Genomic DNA, 16583 nt, shown 5'->3' with positions numbered 1-16583 from the left:
GACCCTGGGCGGCCTGGTGGTCGCGCTGCTCGTGGCGCCGACCAGCTCGCGGCACTGCGAGACCTCCCGGCCGAGCAGGTGACCCGGGGCCGGGCGTTCCACGGCGCGCTGCGCCCGGCGGCCTGGTCGGCGCTCGCAGTAGGGCTGGTGGTGGCGCTGCTGCTCGGGCTGACCCCGCTGGGCGGGCGCCTTGTCGAACTGGCCGGCCGGCCCTTCGGCGGGCACTGGATCGCGCAGGCCGTGCTCGGCGGGCTCGCCGTCATGTTCCTCGCCGACCTGCTCACGCTGCCGTTCGCGGCCTGGCGCCGGACCGTGCTGGTCCGCTACGGGCTGAGCACCCAGACCTGGGGCGGCTGGGCGGTCGACCTGCTCAAGTCGTACGCGGTCAGCGCGGTGATCGGCGCGCTGGTCCTGCTCGGCTTCTACACAGTGGTACGGCTCGCCCCGCGCTGGTGGTGGGCGTTCGGCGCGGCCGGCGCGGCGGTCCTGGTGGTGGTGCTGTCGTTCGTGCTGCCGGTGCTGGTAGAGCCGGTGTTCAACCGGTTCACCCCGATGGAGCCGGGCCCGCTGCGCAGCGAGCTGACCGCGATGGCCGCCCGGGACGGCGTACCGGTGCGCGACGTGCTCGTCGCCGACGCGTCCCGGCGCACCAGTGCGGTGAACGCGTACGTCTCCGGGCTCGGCCCGACCCGGCGGGTGGTCGTCTACGACACGCTGCTGCGCGAGGCGGAACCGGCCGAGGTGACAAGCGTGGTCGCCCACGAACTGGGGCACGCGAAGGACCGGGACGTGTGGACCGGCACGGTGCTCGGCGCGCTCGCCGCCGCCGCCGCGGTGGTGGCGCTCTACCTGATCGGCTCGTGGACGCCGCTGCTGCGGCTCGCCGGCGTCGACTCGATCGCCCAGCCGCGGGCGTTCCCGCTGCTGATCGTGCTGGTCACGGTCGCCGGCCTGCTCTCCACCCCGGTGCAGGCGCTCGTCTCCCGCCGGATCGAGGCCCGCGCCGACGCCCACGCGCTGGCGCTCACCGGCGACCCGGCGACGTTCGAGGCGATGCAGCGGCGACTGGCCGGGGTCAACCTGGCCGACCCCGATCCGCCGCGCTGGGAGCGCCTCTGGTCGGCGACCCACCCGTCCACCGTGGAGCGGATGGCCGCCGCCCGCGCCTACGCCAGGGAGTCCGGCCGATGAGCCGTAGCTTGCTGATCACCAACGACTTCCCGCCGCGCCCCGGCGGCATCCAGTCGTTCGTGCACAACCTCGCGGTACGCCAGCAGCCCGGCTCGGTGGTGGTGTACGCGTCGAGCTGGCGCGGGGCGGAGAAGTTCGACGCCGACCAGCCGTTCGAGGTGGTCCGGGAGCGGACCCGGGTGCTGCTGCCCACCCCGCTGATCGCCCGGCGGGCGGCGCGGCTGGCGCGCGCGTACGACTGCGACACCGTGTGGTTCGGCGCGGCGGCCCCGCTGGGGCTGCTCGCCGCGGGCCTGCGGCGGCGGGCCGGGATCCGCCGGGCGGTGGCGCTGACCCACGGCCACGAGGTCGGCTGGGCGGCGCTCCCAGGCGCCCGGTCGGCGTTGCGCCGGATCGGGCGGGGCGTGGACGTGACCACCTACCTCGGCGAGTACACCCGGGCGCGGCTGGCCCGCGTGCTGGACGGGCTCACCGAGCTGCGGCGGCTCGCGCCCGGCGTGGACGTGGACACCTACCACCCGGACGTCGACGGCGGGCGGGTCCGGTCACGGCTCGGGCTGGCCGACCGGCCGGTGGTGGTGTGCGTGTCGCGGCTGGTGCCCCGCAAGGGCCAGGACATGCTGATCCGCGCGCTGCCGGAGATCCGCCGCCGGGTGCCGGACGCCGCGCTGCTCGTGGTCGGCGGCGGCCCGTACCGGTCGACGCTGGAGAAGCTGGCCCGGCAGACCGGGCTGGAACGCGATGTGGTCTTCACCGGCTCGGTGCCCTCGGCCGAGCTGCCCGCCCACTACGCGGCCGGCGACGTCTACGCGATGCCGTGCCGTACTCGCAACCGCGGGCTGGACGTGGAGGGCCTCGGGATCGTCTACCTGGAGGCGAGCGCGACCGGGCTGCCGGTGGTGGCCGGTGACTCCGGCGGCGCGCCGGACGCTGTGCGCGAGGGGGAGACCGGGTACGTGGTCGGGGGCCGGGACGTGGCCCAGCTCGCCGACCGGGTGGCCACGCTGCTCGCCGACCGGGATCTGGCCCGGCAGTTCGGCGCCGCCGGGCGCGCCTGGGTGGAGCGGGAGTGGCGCTGGGAGACGCAGGCACAGCGGATGGCCGCCCTGCTGGCCGGCTGAGGGTAGGTCAGGCGAAGCGGACCACCACGATCGGGCCACGGAACCCCGCGCGGGCCGGGCCGGCAGGCCGCGTGCCGGCCGGATCAGGGCAACTGCGGGCCGGCCGGGTCAGGCGGCGGCCGGGTCAGGGCGACGGCCGCGTCAAGAGGCCGCGTCGACGTGGGCGGGCACCCGGCCCAGGTGCGGCGCGGCCGGGCCGGGACGGCCGAAGTGCCAGCCCTGCCCGGCGTCGCAGCCGATCGCGCGCAGCCGGTCGGCCTGGTCGGCCGTCTCCACGCCCTCGGCGGTGACTGTGAGGTCCAGCGCGTGCGCCAGCGACACGAGCGAGGCGAGGATCCGCTCGTCGGTGCCGCTGCCCGGCGCGCGCAGGCCGGTCACGAACTCGCCCGCCACCTTCAGCTCGTCGACCGGCAGGTCCCGCAGGTACGCGAGGTTGCAGTAGCCGGTGCCGAAGTCGTCGATGGCGACCCGGACCCCGAGGTCACCGAGCACCCGCAGGGCCCGCACCGGCTCGACCACTGTGCTCATCATGGTGCTCTCGGTGATCTCCAGTTGCAGCCGGTGCGGCGGCAGGCCGGTGCGCCCGAGCACACCGCGTACCTCGGTCACCAGGTCGGTGCGGTGCAACTGCCGGACGGCGAGGTTGACGCTGACGAACGGCGCGTCGCCCTCCGCGTCCGGCCAGGTGCCCGCCTCGCGGCACGCCTCGGCCAGCACCCAGCTGCCGAGCCGGACGATCAACCCGGTCTCCTCGGCCAGCGGGATGAAGCTGTCCGGCCGCAGCACACCCAGCTCCGGGTGACGCCAGCGCACAAGCGCCTCCATGCCGAGCACCCGCCCGTCGCGCAACGACGTCAGCGGCTGGTAGTCGAGGTAGAACTCGCCCCGGTCCAGCGCGGCGGGGATCGCCGCGGACAGCGCGTACCGGGCCAGGTCGCGGCGGTTGCGGTCGGCGTCGAACAGCGACCAGCGGGCCCCGCCGGCGGCCTTGGCCCAGTGCAGCGTGCTGTCGGCCGCGCGCATCAGGTCCATCGGCGAGGTGCCCGCGACCGGGCGTTCCACGATGCCGATGCTCGCGGAGACGGTCAGCTCGTGGCCGTCGACGAGCGCCGGTTCGCGTACCGCGGCGAGGGCCGCCTCGGCGACCTTCACCGCGTCGTCGGTGCCGGCGGTGCGTTCGACCAGGATCACGAACTCGTCGCCGCCGAGCCGGGCCACCAGGTGCTCGCCGAGCGCCCGGTGCAGGCGCTGCGCCACCGTCACCAGCAGCGAGTCGCCGATCTGGTGGCCGAGGGAGTCGTTGACGACCTTGAACCGGTCCAGGTCGAGGAAGCAGACACCGACCCGGTCGGCGCCCCGCCCCGGCGCGGTGATCGCGGCGGTCAGCCGTTCGGTGAACAGCGTGCGGTTCGGCAGGCCGGTGAGCGGGTCGTGGGTGGCCTGGTGCCGGAACCGGGCCTCGCTGTCGCGCAGCGCCCGTTCCGCCTGCGCACGGGCCATCATGGCGGCCCGGCGGATGGACTCCTGCTCGTCCAGCGTGCGGTCGCGCAGGGCGCGGGCGTACCCGGTGGCGACCGTGGCGAGCAGCCGGGCCATCCGGTCCTCGACGTCGTCGACGACCAGGTCGAGGTCGCGAACCAGGCGCAGCTGGATCACCTCGACGGTGCGGCCCAGCCCTTCCGCGGAGGCGATGTGCGCCTGCACCAGCTCCGCGCCGACCTGCTGGCCGATCCGCAGGTCGAACGGTTCGGCGCGCAGCGCCTGGGCCAGCCGGTCGGTGAGCCGTTGCAGCATCTCCTCCAGCTGCGACTGGGTCATCGGCAGGTAGCTGGTGCCGGACACCGCCTTGGCCCAGGCCCGGGCGAAGACGCCGGGCCTGCTGCGGGCCGCGTCGTCACCCACCGAGCCGCCCGACCCCGCCCATGAAGACGGCCCGCTCGGCGTTCTCCGCCTGGTCGGGGGAGTCCGGCCGCCACTGCGGCACCCACACCACGCCCGGGTCGACCAGCTCGAAGCCGTCGAACAGTGCGGTCATCTCGGCCCGGCTGCGGATCCAGAGCTGGCTGTCGGTACGCCGGTAGACCCGCTCCGCCTCGGCCCGTTCGCCGGTGCCGGCACGGCCGTCCTCGCTGGCCTGGGAGAGCACCAGGTGGCTGCCGGGCGCCAGCGCCCCGCGCAGCGTCCGCAGGATCTCCTCCGGGCGGTCGGCGTCCGGGATGAAGTGCAGCACCGCCACGACCATCACGGCGACCGGCCGGGTGAAGTCCAGCAGCCGGGTGACCTCCGGGTGAGCGAGGATCGCCTCCGGGTTGCGCAGGTCCTCCTGGAGCACCGCGGCGTGCTCGTTGCCGGCCAGGATCTCCTGGCTGTGCGCCACCGCCACCGGGTCCACGTCGACGTAGACCACGCGCGACTCCGGGTCGATCCGCTGCGCGATCTCGTGCACGTTGCCGACGGTCGGGATGCCGGAGCCGATGTCGAGGAACTGGCGGATGCCGGCCTGGGCGAGGTACTGCACCGCCCGGCGCAGGAACGCGCGGTTGGCCTGCGCCATCAGCGGCGCCTCCGGCACCGCCTCCACCATCGCGCGGGCGGCCGCCCGGTCGGCGGCGAAGTTGTGCGAGCCGCCGAGGTAGTAGTCGTACATGCGGGCGACGCTGGGGCGCTCGATGTCGATCGTCTCGGGTGCCCAGTCCGGCCGCTGCATGTCCTGCCCCTCGGGTGTCGGCGACACGCGGTCGTCACCGCCGCGCGGATCACCCGGGTATTCTGCCCCTCCGCCGTCGCGGTGCAAAGACCGCCGTCGCTACGCGTCCGGCTGCTCACCGTACGCGACCACACGTGGCCGGGAACGCCGAGAGGCCCGCGTCCGTGGTGGACGGGGCCTCTTCCGGCGGTACGCCTCAGAACTTCGGGGCGTCCGGGGCCTCCAGCAGCCCCAGCCGCAGCGCGGTCATCAGCGCCTGCGCCCGGTTGGCGGCACCCAGCTTCTCGTAGAGCTTGGAGATGTGGGTCTTGGCGGTCGACTCGCTGACGAACAGCTGCTTGGCGATGCCGGCCACGCTCATGCCGTCGGCGAGCAGCCGCAGCACCTGGCCCTCACGGGGGGACAGCTGCGGGCCGGACGGCGCCAGCCGGCGCTTCATCGCCTCGGCCAGGTCGGCGGCGGTGAACGCGCTGGGAGAGGAGGCGGCGTGCCGGGCGGCGGCCACCACCTCGTCGGCCGGGGCGGTCTTCGGCACGAACGCGCTCGCACCCGCCTCCAGGGCACCGAAGAGCTGGTCGTCACCGGCGTACATGGTGAGCACGACGATGCCCATGGACGCACTGGACTTCCGCAGGGCGCGGGTGGCCTCCAGGCCGCTGCCGTCGGGCAGGCGGAGGTCCATGATCACCACGTCGGGCTGGAGCGCGCCGGCCTGGCGCACGCCCTCCGCAGCGGTGGCCGCCTCGCCCACGACCTCGAACTGACGGTCGCGCTCGAACGCGTGACGCAGCCCCTTGCGGATGAGGTCGTGGTCGTCGACCAGGAGAACCTTGGTACGGGTGGCCGGTGTCGGACTGCTGGTCATCCTCGGGTTACTCCCCTTCTGCTGCTGCGGCGCTGCCGCGCACCTTATCGCGCCGGGGCGACGAACCGAGCACCACCGCCACAGTCGTCCCACTCGGCTGCCGCGGCCTGATCTCCAACCGGCCTCGGATACGTTCCGCCCTCTCGGCCATGATCGCAAGGCCATAGTGCCCGTCCGGGCGCTGGTCACCGATGCCGTGACCGTCATCCGACACTTCGATTCGGGTGTACGGGGGATCCACCTCGCACGTGACCCACAGGTTCGAGGCGCCGGCGTGCTTGCGCGCGTTCGTCACCGCCTCCTGCGCGATGCGCAGCAACTCGGCCTCGGTGGCGGCCGGCAGCCGGGCGGTGGACTCGTCCAGCGACAGGTGCACCCGCAGGCCGCCGGACGCGCCGACGGTGCGGGCGTACTCGGCGATGGCGGCGGCCAGGCCACCGTGCCGGTCCACCTCGCTGCGCAGCTCGAACAGGCTCAGCCGCAGCTCGGTGATCACCCGGGTGACCTCCTGGCGCAGCGTGCGCAGCGAGTCGGCGGTCTCCTCCGCGTCCTCGTGCACGGTGGCGAGCGCGTTGTCGATGCCGTACCCGACCATGACCAGCTCCTGGGCGACCCCGTCGTGGATCTCCCGGGCCAGCCGCTGCCGCTCCTCGTTGGTCGCCAGCGAGCGCACCTCGTCGAAGAGCAGCGCGGCTTCGAGCCGCAGCGCCGCCGGGCCGGTCAGCGCCGTCACCCGGGACACCACGGGCGGCGGGTACGCGGCGGCGGTGTCCGCCTCGATCACCACCAGGCCGACAGTGCGTACGCCCGCCACCAGCGGGACGATCAGCGCGGAAACCTCGCCGGAGCGCCGGGACCGGGCCTGCGAGCGGGCCGAGACGGTCGGCTGCTGGCTGGCCCAGGCGTCGGCGATGGCGGAGTCGGCGTCGAGCGTGGTCTCCCAGTCGACCCGGTCCGCGCCGATCTGCGCGAGCACCACGAGCCGGCCGCCGCCGCTGGCGGACAGCACCGCGCCCCGGTCGGTCTTGGCCACCACCCGCAGTTCCTCCAGCAGGTGCTCGGAGATGCCGCCCGGGTCGAGGGTGGCGCCGGGCAGCTGGCGGGCGACCGTACGGAGCTGGGTGAGCAGGCGGGTCGCCTCGGCGTACGGCTGGGGTTTGCCCTCGCCGCGCACCCGCATGACGCGCTGGAGCGTGCCGGCGGTGTAGAGGCCGAGCCCGGCGAGGATCAGCCACTGGGCGCAGACCGCGAGGTAGCCGACCTGGCCGAGCTGCGGCCCGCCGTCGACCTGCGTGAACGCGGCGCTGGCCAGCAGCGTCGCCGCCGCCACGGCGAGCAGCGCGGCGCCCTCGCGGAACCGGCGGCTCAGCGCGGTCACGGTGACCGGCACGGCGAGGTACGGCAGTACCGCCGAGGCGCCCACCCCGCCGGTCACGCCGGACAGATGGGTGTCGGCGGCGACCTGGCTGGCGGCCAGCCCGAGCACCACCACCTCGGCGAAGCGGCTGATCGGGGCGAGCAGCCGGTGTTGGGGGGCGAGCACGGCGGGCAGGCCGGCGACGCCCAGCAGCGCGATCCACCAGAGCTGGGTGGCGTCGCGGGTGGCGAACAGGGTCAGGGCGGCGACCAGCGCGAGGAGGACCGCGCGAGCCGCCGCCGCGAGGGGCTGCGTCGACGGCTGGCGGGATGTGGAGGCGGGCACGTGACGGATGGTAGTCAGCCCCGGTAGATCTCGGCGATCTCCGAGGCGTACGTCTTGTGCACGACCTGACGCTTGACCTTCAGCGACGGGGTCAGCTCGCCGGTGGTCTCGGTGAAGTCATGCGGCAGGATCCGGAACACCTTGATCGCCTCGGCCTTGGAGACCGCCTGGTTGGCCTGGTCGATCGCGGACTGCACCTCGGCGCGCAGCGCCGCGTCGTCGCGCAGCTCGGCCATGCTCGTGGTCTCCGGGCGCCCCTGCCCGGCCAGCCACTTCGGCAGCGCCTCCTCGTCGATGGTGACCAGCGCGGCGATGAACGGCTGCCGGTCGCCGACCACCACGCACTGGCTGATCAGCGGGTGCGCCCGCACCTGGTCCTCCAGCACCGCCGGGGCGACGTTCTTGCCGCCGGCGGTCACGATGATCTCCTTCTTGCGGCCGGTGATGCTCAGGTAGCCGTCGTCGTCCAGGTGCCCGAGGTCGCCGGTGCGGAACCAGCCGTCGGTGCTGATCGCCTCGGCGGTGGCCGCGTCGTTGTGCCAGTAGCCCTGGAAGACGATGTCGCCGGCGATCAGGACCTCGCCGTCGTCGTCGATCCGGATGGTCACGCCGGGCAGCGGGCGGCCGACGGTGCCGATCCGGGTGCCGGTGGGCAGGTTGGCGGCGGCGGCCGGCGAGGTCTCGGTGAGGCCGTACCCCTCGCAGATGGTCACCCCGACGCCGCGGAAGAAGTGCCCGAGCCGCGCGCCCAGCGGCGCGCCGCCGGAGATGGCGTCGCGGCACCGGCCGCCCATCGCCGCCCGCAGCTTGCGGTAGACCAGCTTGTCGAAGAGGGCGTGCTGCGCGCGCAGCCCGAGGCCGGGACCGCCCGGCAGCTCCTGGGCCTCGCTCCACGCGATGGCGACCTTCTCCGCGCGGTCGAAGATCTTGCCCTTCCCCTCGGACTCGGCCTTCTGCCGCGCGCCGTTGTAGACCTTCTCGAAGACCCGGGGTACGGAGAGCACGAACGTCGGCTTGAAGTCCTGCAGCTCGGCGACCAGGTTCTTGGTGTCCGCGCAGTGCGCCATGGTGGCCCGGGCGTGCACGACGCCGACCTGGATGAGCCGGGCGAAGGCGTGCGCGAGCGGCAGGAACAGCAGGGTGGAGGCGCCCTGGCGGAACAGGTTCGGCAGCACCGGCACCGCGTTGGCGATGTCGGAGTAGATGTTGCGGTGGGTCAGCACGCAGCCCTTGGGCCGGCCGGTGGTGCCGCTGGTGTAGATGATCGTGGCGACGTCGTCGGCCTTGAGCAGCGAGCGGCGGGTCTCCACCTCGGCCCGGTCCACCGACGCACCGGCGGCGACCAGGTCGTCGACGGCGCCCAGGTCGATCTGCCACACCTCGCGCAGCTCGGGCAGCCGGTCCCGGACGCCGGCGACCATGGTGGCGTGCGCGGTGCTCTCCACCACCACCGCCACGGCGCCGGAGTCGCCGAGGATCCAGGCGGCCTGCTCGGCGCTGGAGGTCTCGTAGATCGGCACGGTCACCGCGCCGGCCGCCCAGATCGCGTAGTCGAACAAGGTCCACTCGTAGCGGGTGCGGCTCATCAGGCCGACCCGGTCGCCGGGCGAGACGCCTGCGGCGATCAGGCCCTGCGCCACCGCCACCACCTCGTCGCGGAACTGGCGGCAGGTGACATCCTCGCGCGCGTCCGTTCCCGCGCCGGGGCGGACGAACTGCACGGTGTCCGGGGCGACCTCGGCGTTTTCCCAGACCGGGTCGGTCAGGTTGGCCGCGTCGCCGACGGTGACGATCGGCGGGACGGAGAACTCGCGCACCTGCACTCCCTCGTGCTCTACCGGCGGGGGCCGGCCTGGTCGGCTCTGTCGAAACCTACCCGCACACCCCGGGGGGTCTGCCAGGGAGGTTGCCCGCCCGGCTGGTGGGACGCCGTCCGGCGGGTGGAGCGGGACCGGGCGGGAGGCGGCCGGGTAGCCTCCCCACATGGCGGACTCCTCCACCCAGTCGATCATCGTCGGCGCGTCACCGGACCGGGTGGCGGCCGTCATCTGCGACTTCCCGAGTTATCCCGAGTGGGCCGAGGCGGTACGCCGGGCCGAGGTGATCGAGGAGTACGAGGACGGCTACGCCAGCCAGGTCCGGTTCACCCTCGACGCCGGCGTGATGGCCGACGAGTACGTGCTGGCCTACGAGTACGCCGAGGACATCTCCCGGATCGAGTGGCACCTGGTCGCCCCGTCGAAGATGCAGCGCTCCCAGCGCGGGTCGTACGACCTGGTGGGCAACCCGGACGGGACGACCACGGTGACGTACACCCTTGAGGTGGAGCTGTCCGTGGCGATGCTCGGCATGTTCCGCCGCAAGGCCGAGAAAATGATCATGGACGCGGCGTTGAAGCAGCTCAAGCGCCGGGTAGAAGCACCCGGTGCGGCGCAATGACCCGACCGTCGTCCCGGTAGTCACGCTGGAGGAGCCGAACCATGGGCACCACTGATCCGGGTTCGGCCCGGGAAGAGGCCGAGCGCCTCGTCGCCACACTGCTCGCCGGCGCGAAGATGGCCGCCGCCGCACCCGGCTCCGGCGCCTGGGGTCCGCTCGGTGGGATCCTCTCCGGTGTCCTCGGTCACACCCCGCCCGGCGCCGGCCCCGCTCCGGAGACGCCCGCGCCCGCCGGTTTCGCCACCGGCTCGCCGGAATGCTGTGTCTGCCCCGTCTGTCGCGGTATCGCCGCGTTGCGGGATCCAAGTCCCGAGTTCGCCGAGCGGCTTGCCACCGGCGCCGGGGACCTGGCGGCCGGGGTGGCCAGCCTGCTGCGCGCGTTCACCCCGGCCGAGCCGGAGCGAACCGCCGACGCCGGCACCGCCGCACCGGCCGGATCCGGGGACCACGTGTGGCGCGAGGCGACCCGTACCGGGCATGATTCTCAGCCGGCACCCGAGCAGGACGTGTGGTCCGCCGCCACCCGGGGGGAGGGCGCGGCCGATTCGGGTGCCACCGCCGACGCCGCCGGGCCGCCGGAGCCGGACACGAGCCGGACACCGGCCGGCCGTCCCGTGGTGCCCGCCTCGCGGGCGTCCGGAGAGGTGGGCGCGGACGCACCAGGCGACGGGGCCTGACCACCGGACATCCCGGGACCGTACGGCCGGTTCGGCCGGTCCCCGGGCAGCACAGCAGAGGGGAGTGGCAGCGGTGACGCTGACCATCGGAGTCGACGTCGGTGGCACGAAGGTGGCCGGCGGTGTCGTGGACGACGCCGGCACGGTACTCGTGCAGACGCGACGGGACACCCCCGCCGACGACGTGGCCAAGACCCGCGACGTCATCATCGAGGTGGTCACCGAACTGGCCGCCGGTCACGCCGTGGAGGCGGTCGGCATCGGCGCCGCGGGCTGGATCGACGCCTCCCGCTCCACAGTGCTGTTCGCCCCGAACCTGGCCTGGCGGGACGAGCCGCTGCGCACGTACGTCGGCGACGCCACCGGCCTGCCGGTGATCGTGGAGAACGACGGGAACGTGGCCGCCTGGGCGGAGTTCCGCTACGGCGCGGCCCGCGACGCCGACGACTCGATGGTCATGTTCACCATCGGCACCGGTGTCGGCGGCGGCATCGTGCTCGGCGGTGGCCTGGTCCGCGGCGCCAACGGCATCGCCGCCGAGCTGGGCCACATGCTCACCGTGCCGGACGGCCACCAGTGCGGCTGCGGCCGGCTGGGCTGCATCGAGCAGTACGCGAGCGGCAGCGCGCTGGTCCGCTTCGCCCGCGCCGCCGCCCGGCAGGAGCCGCACCGGGCGGCCGCGTTGCTGGAGCTGGCCGGGGGCGAGGCCGAGACGATCACCGGTCCGATGGTGACCGCCGCCGCGAAGGGCGGCGACCCGGTCTCCACCGAGGCGTTCGCCCAGGTCGGCCGCTGGCTCGGCACCAGCCTCGCCGACATGGCGCAGATCCTCGACCCGCAGGTGCTGGTGGTGGGCGGCGGCGTGATCGACGCCGGTGACCTGCTGCTCGGCCCGACCCGGCGGTCGTTCGCCGACGCGCTGGCCCAGCGCAGCCGCCTGCCCGTCGCCGAGGTGCGCCCGGCCGAGCTGGGCAACACCGCCGGTGTGATCGGCGCCGCCGACCTGGCCCGGCGGATCTGACATGACTGATGCGGGTGTGCCGCTGCGGGTCGTGTCGTACAACATCCACAGCCAGCGCGACGACACGGCCGCGCTGGCCGAGGTGGTCCGGACGGCAGCCCCGGACGTGGTGATCGTCCAGGAGGGACCGCGCCGGTTCCGGTGGCGGCAGAAGACCGCCGCGCTGGCCGAGTCGTTCGGCATGGTCGTGGCGGCCGGTGGCCTGCCGTCGCTGGGCAACGTGCTGCTGACCAGCCTGCGGCTGCGGGTCGTCGACACCAGCTGCCAGCGGTACCCGCTGACGCCGGGACGGCACATGCGCGGCGCCGCGTATGCGTACTGCCGGGTCGGCGGCGTCGACGTGCTGCTGGCCGGCTCGCACCTGTCCACCGACCCGGCCGAGCGGCCCGCCCAGGCGGCGGCGTTCAAGCGTGAGCTGGCCGCGTCCACGCTGCCCGTGGTGGCCGGCGCGGACATCAACGAGGGCCCGGACGGGCCGGCCTGGCAGACGCTCGCCGAGGGGCTCACCGACACGGCGCTCGCCGCCGACCGGGCCGACCGGCACACGTTCTCCTGCGCCGACCCGCGCCGCCGCATCGACGCGCTGTTCGTCGACCCCCGGATCACGGTGGTCGACTACGACGTGGTGGACACGCCGGCGGCCCGCCGGGCCAGCGACCACTTCCCGGTCCTGGTCGACCTGCTGCTGCCCACCGCCTGACCGGCACGGACCGCCGGGCCGTGACGCACGGTCAGGTGCCCGGCGGCCGGCAGGACCACCGCTCCGCCGCCTTTGCTCTGCCGCCATATGCGCACCAGCTACCCGCCGTGACCGGCGGGCCGTGTCCCGGCCGGACGGCCGCGAGACATCGGCGCAGCTCCCGGCGGTGCTGCGTCCGTGGCTGCAGAGCAAAGGGCCAAAGAGGGTACGCCTCCCGCGCCGCCGGTCCACTCACGCTCGGTGACCGGCTCTGCGGTGACGCTGAGTCAGGGGAGCCGGGCGGGCGCCGGGTGCCGGATCCGATGGCTGGACAACGGCGGGCATTCTCGGCAGGATTTCGCTCCGACCCGGCACGCGTGCCGCACAAAGGAGAATTCGCGGTGTCCTCCTCCACCGACCCCGGTCGCCCCGATCCGGACCGGACGGACGTCCCGGTCCGCGACGACCGCCCGGTCTCCGACCGGGGCGACACGGTCTGCGTGATCGGCGCCGGCGCCAGCGGCCTGACCGCCGTGAAGAACCTGCGCGAGGCCGGCTTCGGCGTGGACTGCTACGAGCGGGAGACCGGCGTCGGCGGCGCCTGGAACTGGCGGCACGACCGCAGCCCGGTGTACGCCAGCACCCACCTGATCTCGTCCCGGCCGTTCACCCAGTTCCCCGACTTCCCGATGCCCGACGACTGGCCGGACTACCCGCACCACAGCCAGCTGCTGTCCTACTTCGAGCGGTACGCCGACCACTTCGACCTGCGCCAGCACGTCTGGTTCGGCACCGAGGTGGTCCGCGTCGAGCCGGTCGAGGGGGACCGCTGGGACGTGACCACGCGCAGCACCGGCGGCTACGGCCCCGAGCGCACCTCCCGGTACGCCGCCGTGGTGCTCGCCAACGGCCACAACTGGTCGCCCAAGCTGCCCCGCTACGAGGGGCTGGAGGAGTTCCGCGGCGAGGTCATGCACGCCTCGTCCTACAAGGACCCGGCGCAGTTGCGCGGCAAGCGGGTGCTCGTGGTCGGCGCCGGCAACACCGGCTGCGACATAGCGGTGGAGGCGGCCCAGCAGGCGTCACACTGCTGGCACTCCACCCGCCGCGGCTACTGGTACGCCCCCAAGTACGTCCTCGGCCGCCCCGCCGACCAGGTGAACGACACGCTGCTGGCGCTGCGGGTGCCGTTGCGCGTACGGCAGTGGCTCTACCACTGGACGCTGCGGCTGACCGTCGGCGACCTGACCCGGTTCGGCATGCCCAAGCCCGACCACCGGGTCTACGAGACGCACCCGATCGCCAACAGCCAGCTCGTCTACTACGTCGGACACGGCGAAGTGACCCCGGTGCCGGACGTGGCCCGGTTCGACGACCGCGCGGTGGAGCTGACCGACGGCCGCCGGATCGACCCTGAACTGGTCGTCTTCGCCACCGGCTACCTGCCGCGCTTCGAGTTCCTCAAGGGCCGGGTGCTCGGCGACGAGGACGGCTCCGGACGGCCCCGGCTGTGGCTCAACGCGTTCACCGCCGGTCACCCCACGCTCGCGGTGGTCGGCCTGGTGCAGCCGGACTCCGGCATCTTCCCGATCTCGCACTGGCAGAGCGTGCTGTTCGCCCGGCTGCTCACGCTGCGCGCCACCCGGCCGGAGCGGGCCGCCGCGTTCGACCGCAAGGTCCGGGCCGGCCTGGGCGAGCGGTACTCGGCGAAGGTCAAGGACAGCACCCGGCACTGGTTCGAGGTCGGGCACGCCGACTACCTGCGCGCGCTCCAGCGGGCGCTGCACGAGCTGGAGGAGGGTAAATGACGGCGGCCGAGCGGGTGCGGGTGGTCCGGTCCTGGGAGTGGGCCCGCCCGGAGCGGCCCGCCCGCCGCGAGGTGCTCGCCGCCCTGCCGGAGCGGGAGGAGGCGAAGCCGCCGCTGCTGTTCGTGCCCGGGTTCGGGCACGGGGCGTGGGCGTTCGCCGAGCACTGGCTGGGGCACGCCGCCGGTCGCGGCTTCCCGGCGTACGCGCTGAGCCTGCGCGGGCACGGCGGCAGCGAGCCGGCGCCGGAGGCGACGCTGCGGTCGTACACCCATGACGTGACGCAGGTGGCGGCGAGCCTGCCGCGGCAGGCGGTGCTGGTGGGGCACGGCGCCGGCGCCCGGGTCGTGGCGCACGCGATGGCCCGCTACCCGGCGCGGGCCGCGGTGCTGGTGGCGCCGGTGCTCGGCGGCTGGGGCACGTTCGGGACGGCGTTGCGGCGCAACCCGGTCGGCACGGTGCCTGCGGTCTTCGGCGCCGGACTGCGACTCAACCGGCGGCAGTTGTTCAGCCGGGAGCTGCCGGACGCCGACGCGCGGCGGCACCTGGCCCGGCTGGGCCGGGCCGGGCGGCGGGCGCAGTGGCAGCTGCTGACCGGCCGGTCGCCGGAGCCTGCGGTGGGCCGCCCGCCGGTGCTGGTGCTCGGCAGCCCGGACGACCGGGTGCTGCCGGCCGCGGCGCTGACCAGGGCCGCCTGGCGGTACGCCTCGGCGCCGCTGCTGTTCCCCGGCATGGGGCACGACCTGATGCTCGACGCCCGCTGGCGCGAGCCGATCGACGCGATCCTGGACTGGCTGGACAAGGACCCGGCGCCCGCCCAGGGGTGAGCGCCGGGGCTCGGGTCACCGGGTGGCGGGGCGGCGGCCGACGAGCGTTCCGCTCTCCTCCAGCGCGCTGAGGTAGGACGCCGCCCAGGCGTGGATGTCGTTGTGGGCCAGGTGTTCGCGCATCGAGCGCATCCGGGCCGCGACGTCCTCCGGGCCGGCGCGCAGCGCGGCCAGCAGCCCCTGCTTCAGGCCGTCGAGGTCGTGCGGGTTGACCAGGTACGCCTGCTCCAGTTCGGAGGCGGCGCCGGCGAACTCGCTCAGCAGCAGCGCGCCGGTGCCGTCGACCCGGGCCGCCACGTACTCCTTCGCGACCAGATTCATGCCGTCGCGCAGCGGCGTCACCGCCATCACGTCCGCGACCCGGTAGAGCGCCACCAGCTCGGCGCGGTCGAACGGCTGGGTGAGGTAGTGGATCGCCGGCTCGCCGACCCGTCCGAACTCACCGTTGATCCGGCCGACCTGGTGCTCCACCCGGTCGCGGAGGATCTGGTACTGCGCCACCCGGTCGCGGCTGGGCACCGCCACCTGGACCAGCACCGTGTCGCGGACCTTGATGTCGCCGTTGGCGAGCAGCTCCCGGTACGCCTTGAGGCGTTGCTCGATGCCCTTCGTGTAGTCCATCCGGTCGACGCTGAGGATCACCTGCTCGGGCCGGCCGAGGTCCTGCCGCAGCCGGCGGGCCCGCTCGGCGACCTCGGGGCGGGCGGCGAGCGCGGACATCTCGGCGGTGTCGATGGCGACCGGGAAGGCACCGATGCGCACCACCCGGCCGTCCACACCGATCCGCCGGTCGGTGGCGGGCAGGCCGAGCACCTTGGCGGCGAGCTGGGCGAAGTTGTGCGCGGCCTGGGCCCGCTGGAAGCCGACCAGGTCGGCGCCGAGCATGCCGCGCAGCAGTTCGGCCCGGCGGGGCAGCTGCATGAACAGTTCCGGCGGCGGGAACGGCACGTGCAGGAAGAACCCGATCCGCAGGTCGGGGCGCAGCTCGCGGAGCAGACCCGGCACCAGCTGGAGGTGGTAGTCCTGCACCCAGACCAGACCGCCCGGCTCGGCCACCCGGGCCGCGGCCTCGGCGAACCGCTGGTTGACCCGCTGGTACGCCTCCCACCAGCGCCGGTGGTACTCCGGCTGCTCGACGGCGTCGTGGTAGAGCGGCCAGAGGGTGGCGTTGGCGAAGCCCTCGTAGTGGTCGCGGAAGTCCTCGGCGCTCAGCGGCACGGTGTGCATCCGGACGCCGTCCACGTCCGGCAGGTCGGGCGCGGGGCCGGTACCGCCGGCCCAGCCCACCCAGGTGGCGGGTGTGTGCCGCAGCAGCGGGTGCAGGGCGCTCACCAGGCCGCCGGGGCTGCGGCGCCACTCGAAGGCGCCGTCGGGCGCCACGCTGTCGTCGATGGGGAGGCGGTTGGCCACCACCACGAGGGGGCTCTGTCGCATCTCGGGCATTCCGCTCAGCAGGGGACCGGCAACCCGGAGGAGTCGCAAGCCGGACAGCCGGTGCGGGACGTGACGTTCGGCCTATTCCTACTGACTGTAAGTTACACGCTTGTTA

Annotated in this window: 14 protein-coding genes; 8 read left to right on the top strand and 6 right to left on the bottom strand. The window is 74.2% G+C overall.

Going from position 1 to position 16583, the window contains the following annotated elements; all coding sequences use genetic code 11:
• Both ABD52_RS21660 and ABD52_RS21655 read left to right on the top strand, forming a co-directional pair.
• The coding region (locus tag ABD52_RS21660; protein ID WP_047893017.1) for a M48 family metallopeptidase at positions 1-1191 on the top strand (1191 nt) is incomplete at its 5' end.
• Positions 1188-2312 carry a glycosyltransferase family 4 protein gene (locus tag ABD52_RS21655; protein ID WP_047893011.1) on the top strand — a complete coding sequence of 375 codons (1125 nt, stop codon included), beginning with the start codon at positions 1188-1190 and terminating at the stop codon, positions 2310-2312. The genes ABD52_RS21660 and ABD52_RS21655, both read left to right, overlap by 4 nt.
• A 141-nt stretch (positions 2313-2453) precedes the next feature.
• Here ABD52_RS21655 and ABD52_RS21650 read toward each other — a convergent pair whose 3' ends face one another.
• The 5 genes from ABD52_RS21650 to ABD52_RS21630 form a co-directional block, all read right to left on the bottom strand.
• Positions 2454-4130: a bifunctional diguanylate cyclase/phosphodiesterase gene (locus ABD52_RS21650; protein WP_225319615.1), complete on the bottom strand. Its 1677-nt coding sequence runs from the start codon at positions 4128-4130 to the stop codon at positions 2454-2456.
• Between the two features lie 76 nt (positions 4131-4206).
• A complete protein-coding gene (locus tag ABD52_RS21645) occupies positions 4207-5019 on the bottom strand; it encodes an SAM-dependent methyltransferase (protein WP_030273947.1) in 813 nt (270 codons plus the stop codon).
• A 196-nt stretch (positions 5020-5215) separates the two neighbouring features.
• Entirely contained in the window at positions 5216-5884 is a 669-nt protein-coding gene (locus tag ABD52_RS21640) for a response regulator transcription factor (protein WP_013287678.1), read from the bottom strand.
• Positions 5885-5891: 7 nt separating this feature from the next.
• Positions 5892-7586: a GAF domain-containing sensor histidine kinase gene (locus ABD52_RS21635; protein ID WP_013287677.1), complete on the bottom strand. Its 1695-nt coding sequence runs from the start codon at positions 7584-7586 to the stop codon at positions 5892-5894.
• Between the two features lie 14 nt (positions 7587-7600).
• A complete protein-coding gene (locus tag ABD52_RS21630; protein WP_013475734.1) occupies positions 7601-9403 on the bottom strand; it encodes a long-chain fatty acid--CoA ligase in 1803 nt (600 codons plus the stop codon).
• Positions 9404-9569: 166 nt separating this feature from the next.
• Between ABD52_RS21630 and ABD52_RS21625 the strand changes: the two genes are divergently transcribed.
• From ABD52_RS21625 to ABD52_RS21600, 6 genes are all read left to right on the top strand, one after another.
• On the top strand, positions 9570-10025 hold the full coding sequence (locus ABD52_RS21625) for an SRPBCC family protein (RefSeq protein WP_013287675.1): 456 nt from the start codon (positions 9570-9572) through the stop codon (positions 10023-10025).
• 41 nt (positions 10026-10066) lie between these two features.
• A complete protein-coding gene (locus ABD52_RS21620; protein WP_013475735.1) occupies positions 10067-10702 on the top strand; it encodes a hypothetical protein in 636 nt (211 codons plus the stop codon).
• A 73-nt stretch (positions 10703-10775) separates the two neighbouring features.
• A complete protein-coding gene (locus ABD52_RS21615; protein WP_013287673.1) occupies positions 10776-11723 on the top strand; it encodes an ROK family glucokinase in 948 nt (315 codons plus the stop codon).
• Between the two features lies 1 nt (position 11724).
• Positions 11725-12423 carry an endonuclease/exonuclease/phosphatase family protein gene (locus ABD52_RS21610; RefSeq protein ID WP_047893010.1) on the top strand — a complete coding sequence of 233 codons (699 nt, stop codon included), beginning with the start codon at positions 11725-11727 and terminating at the stop codon, positions 12421-12423.
• A gap of 380 nt (positions 12424-12803) precedes the next feature.
• Positions 12804-14210, top strand: a complete 1407-nt coding sequence (locus tag ABD52_RS21605) for an NAD(P)/FAD-dependent oxidoreductase (protein WP_013475736.1) — start codon at positions 12804-12806, stop codon at positions 14208-14210.
• Positions 14207-15034 carry an alpha/beta hydrolase gene (locus tag ABD52_RS21600; RefSeq protein WP_047893009.1) on the top strand — a complete coding sequence of 276 codons (828 nt, stop codon included), beginning with the start codon at positions 14207-14209 and terminating at the stop codon, positions 15032-15034. Before ABD52_RS21605 ends, ABD52_RS21600 begins: the two co-directional genes overlap by 4 nt.
• Before the next feature lie 15 nt (positions 15035-15049).
• Here ABD52_RS21600 and ABD52_RS21595 read toward each other — a convergent pair whose 3' ends face one another.
• The gene (locus ABD52_RS21595) at positions 15050-16468 is read right to left on the bottom strand and encodes a trehalose-6-phosphate synthase (RefSeq protein ID WP_047893016.1); all 1419 of its coding nucleotides are present in this window, start codon (positions 16466-16468) and stop codon (positions 15050-15052) included.
• Positions 16469-16583 lie beyond the last annotated feature (115 nt).

The organism is Micromonospora sp. RV43 (assembly GCF_001029515.1).
Lineage (GTDB): Bacteria > Actinomycetota > Actinomycetes > Mycobacteriales > Micromonosporaceae > Micromonospora > Micromonospora aurantiaca.
This window is presented reverse-complemented; position numbering and strand designations above follow the sequence as displayed.

Bases quoted from the DNA above. Each gene is read 5' to 3' on its own strand.
- ABD52_RS21655 (WP_047893011.1), top strand. From the start codon at position 1,188: ATGAGCCGTAGCTTGCTGATCACCAACGACTTCCCGCCGCGCCCCGGC.
- ABD52_RS21650 (WP_225319615.1), bottom strand. From the start codon at position 4,130: ATGACCCAGTCGCAGCTGGAGGAGATGCTGCAACGGCTCACCGACCGG.
- ABD52_RS21645 (WP_030273947.1), bottom strand. From the start codon at position 5,019: ATGCAGCGGCCGGACTGGGCACCCGAGACGATCGACATCGAGCGCCCC.
- ABD52_RS21640 (WP_013287678.1), bottom strand. From the start codon at position 5,884: ATGACCAGCAGTCCGACACCGGCCACCCGTACCAAGGTTCTCCTGGTC.
- ABD52_RS21625 (WP_013287675.1), top strand. From the start codon at position 9,570: ATGGCGGACTCCTCCACCCAGTCGATCATCGTCGGCGCGTCACCGGAC.
- ABD52_RS21620 (WP_013475735.1), top strand. From the start codon at position 10,067: ATGGGCACCACTGATCCGGGTTCGGCCCGGGAAGAGGCCGAGCGCCTC.
- ABD52_RS21610 (WP_047893010.1), top strand. From the start codon at position 11,725: ATGACTGATGCGGGTGTGCCGCTGCGGGTCGTGTCGTACAACATCCAC.
- ABD52_RS21600 (WP_047893009.1), top strand. From the start codon at position 14,207: ATGACGGCGGCCGAGCGGGTGCGGGTGGTCCGGTCCTGGGAGTGGGCC.
- ABD52_RS21595 (WP_047893016.1), bottom strand. From the start codon at position 16,468: ATGCGACAGAGCCCCCTCGTGGTGGTGGCCAACCGCCTCCCCATCGAC.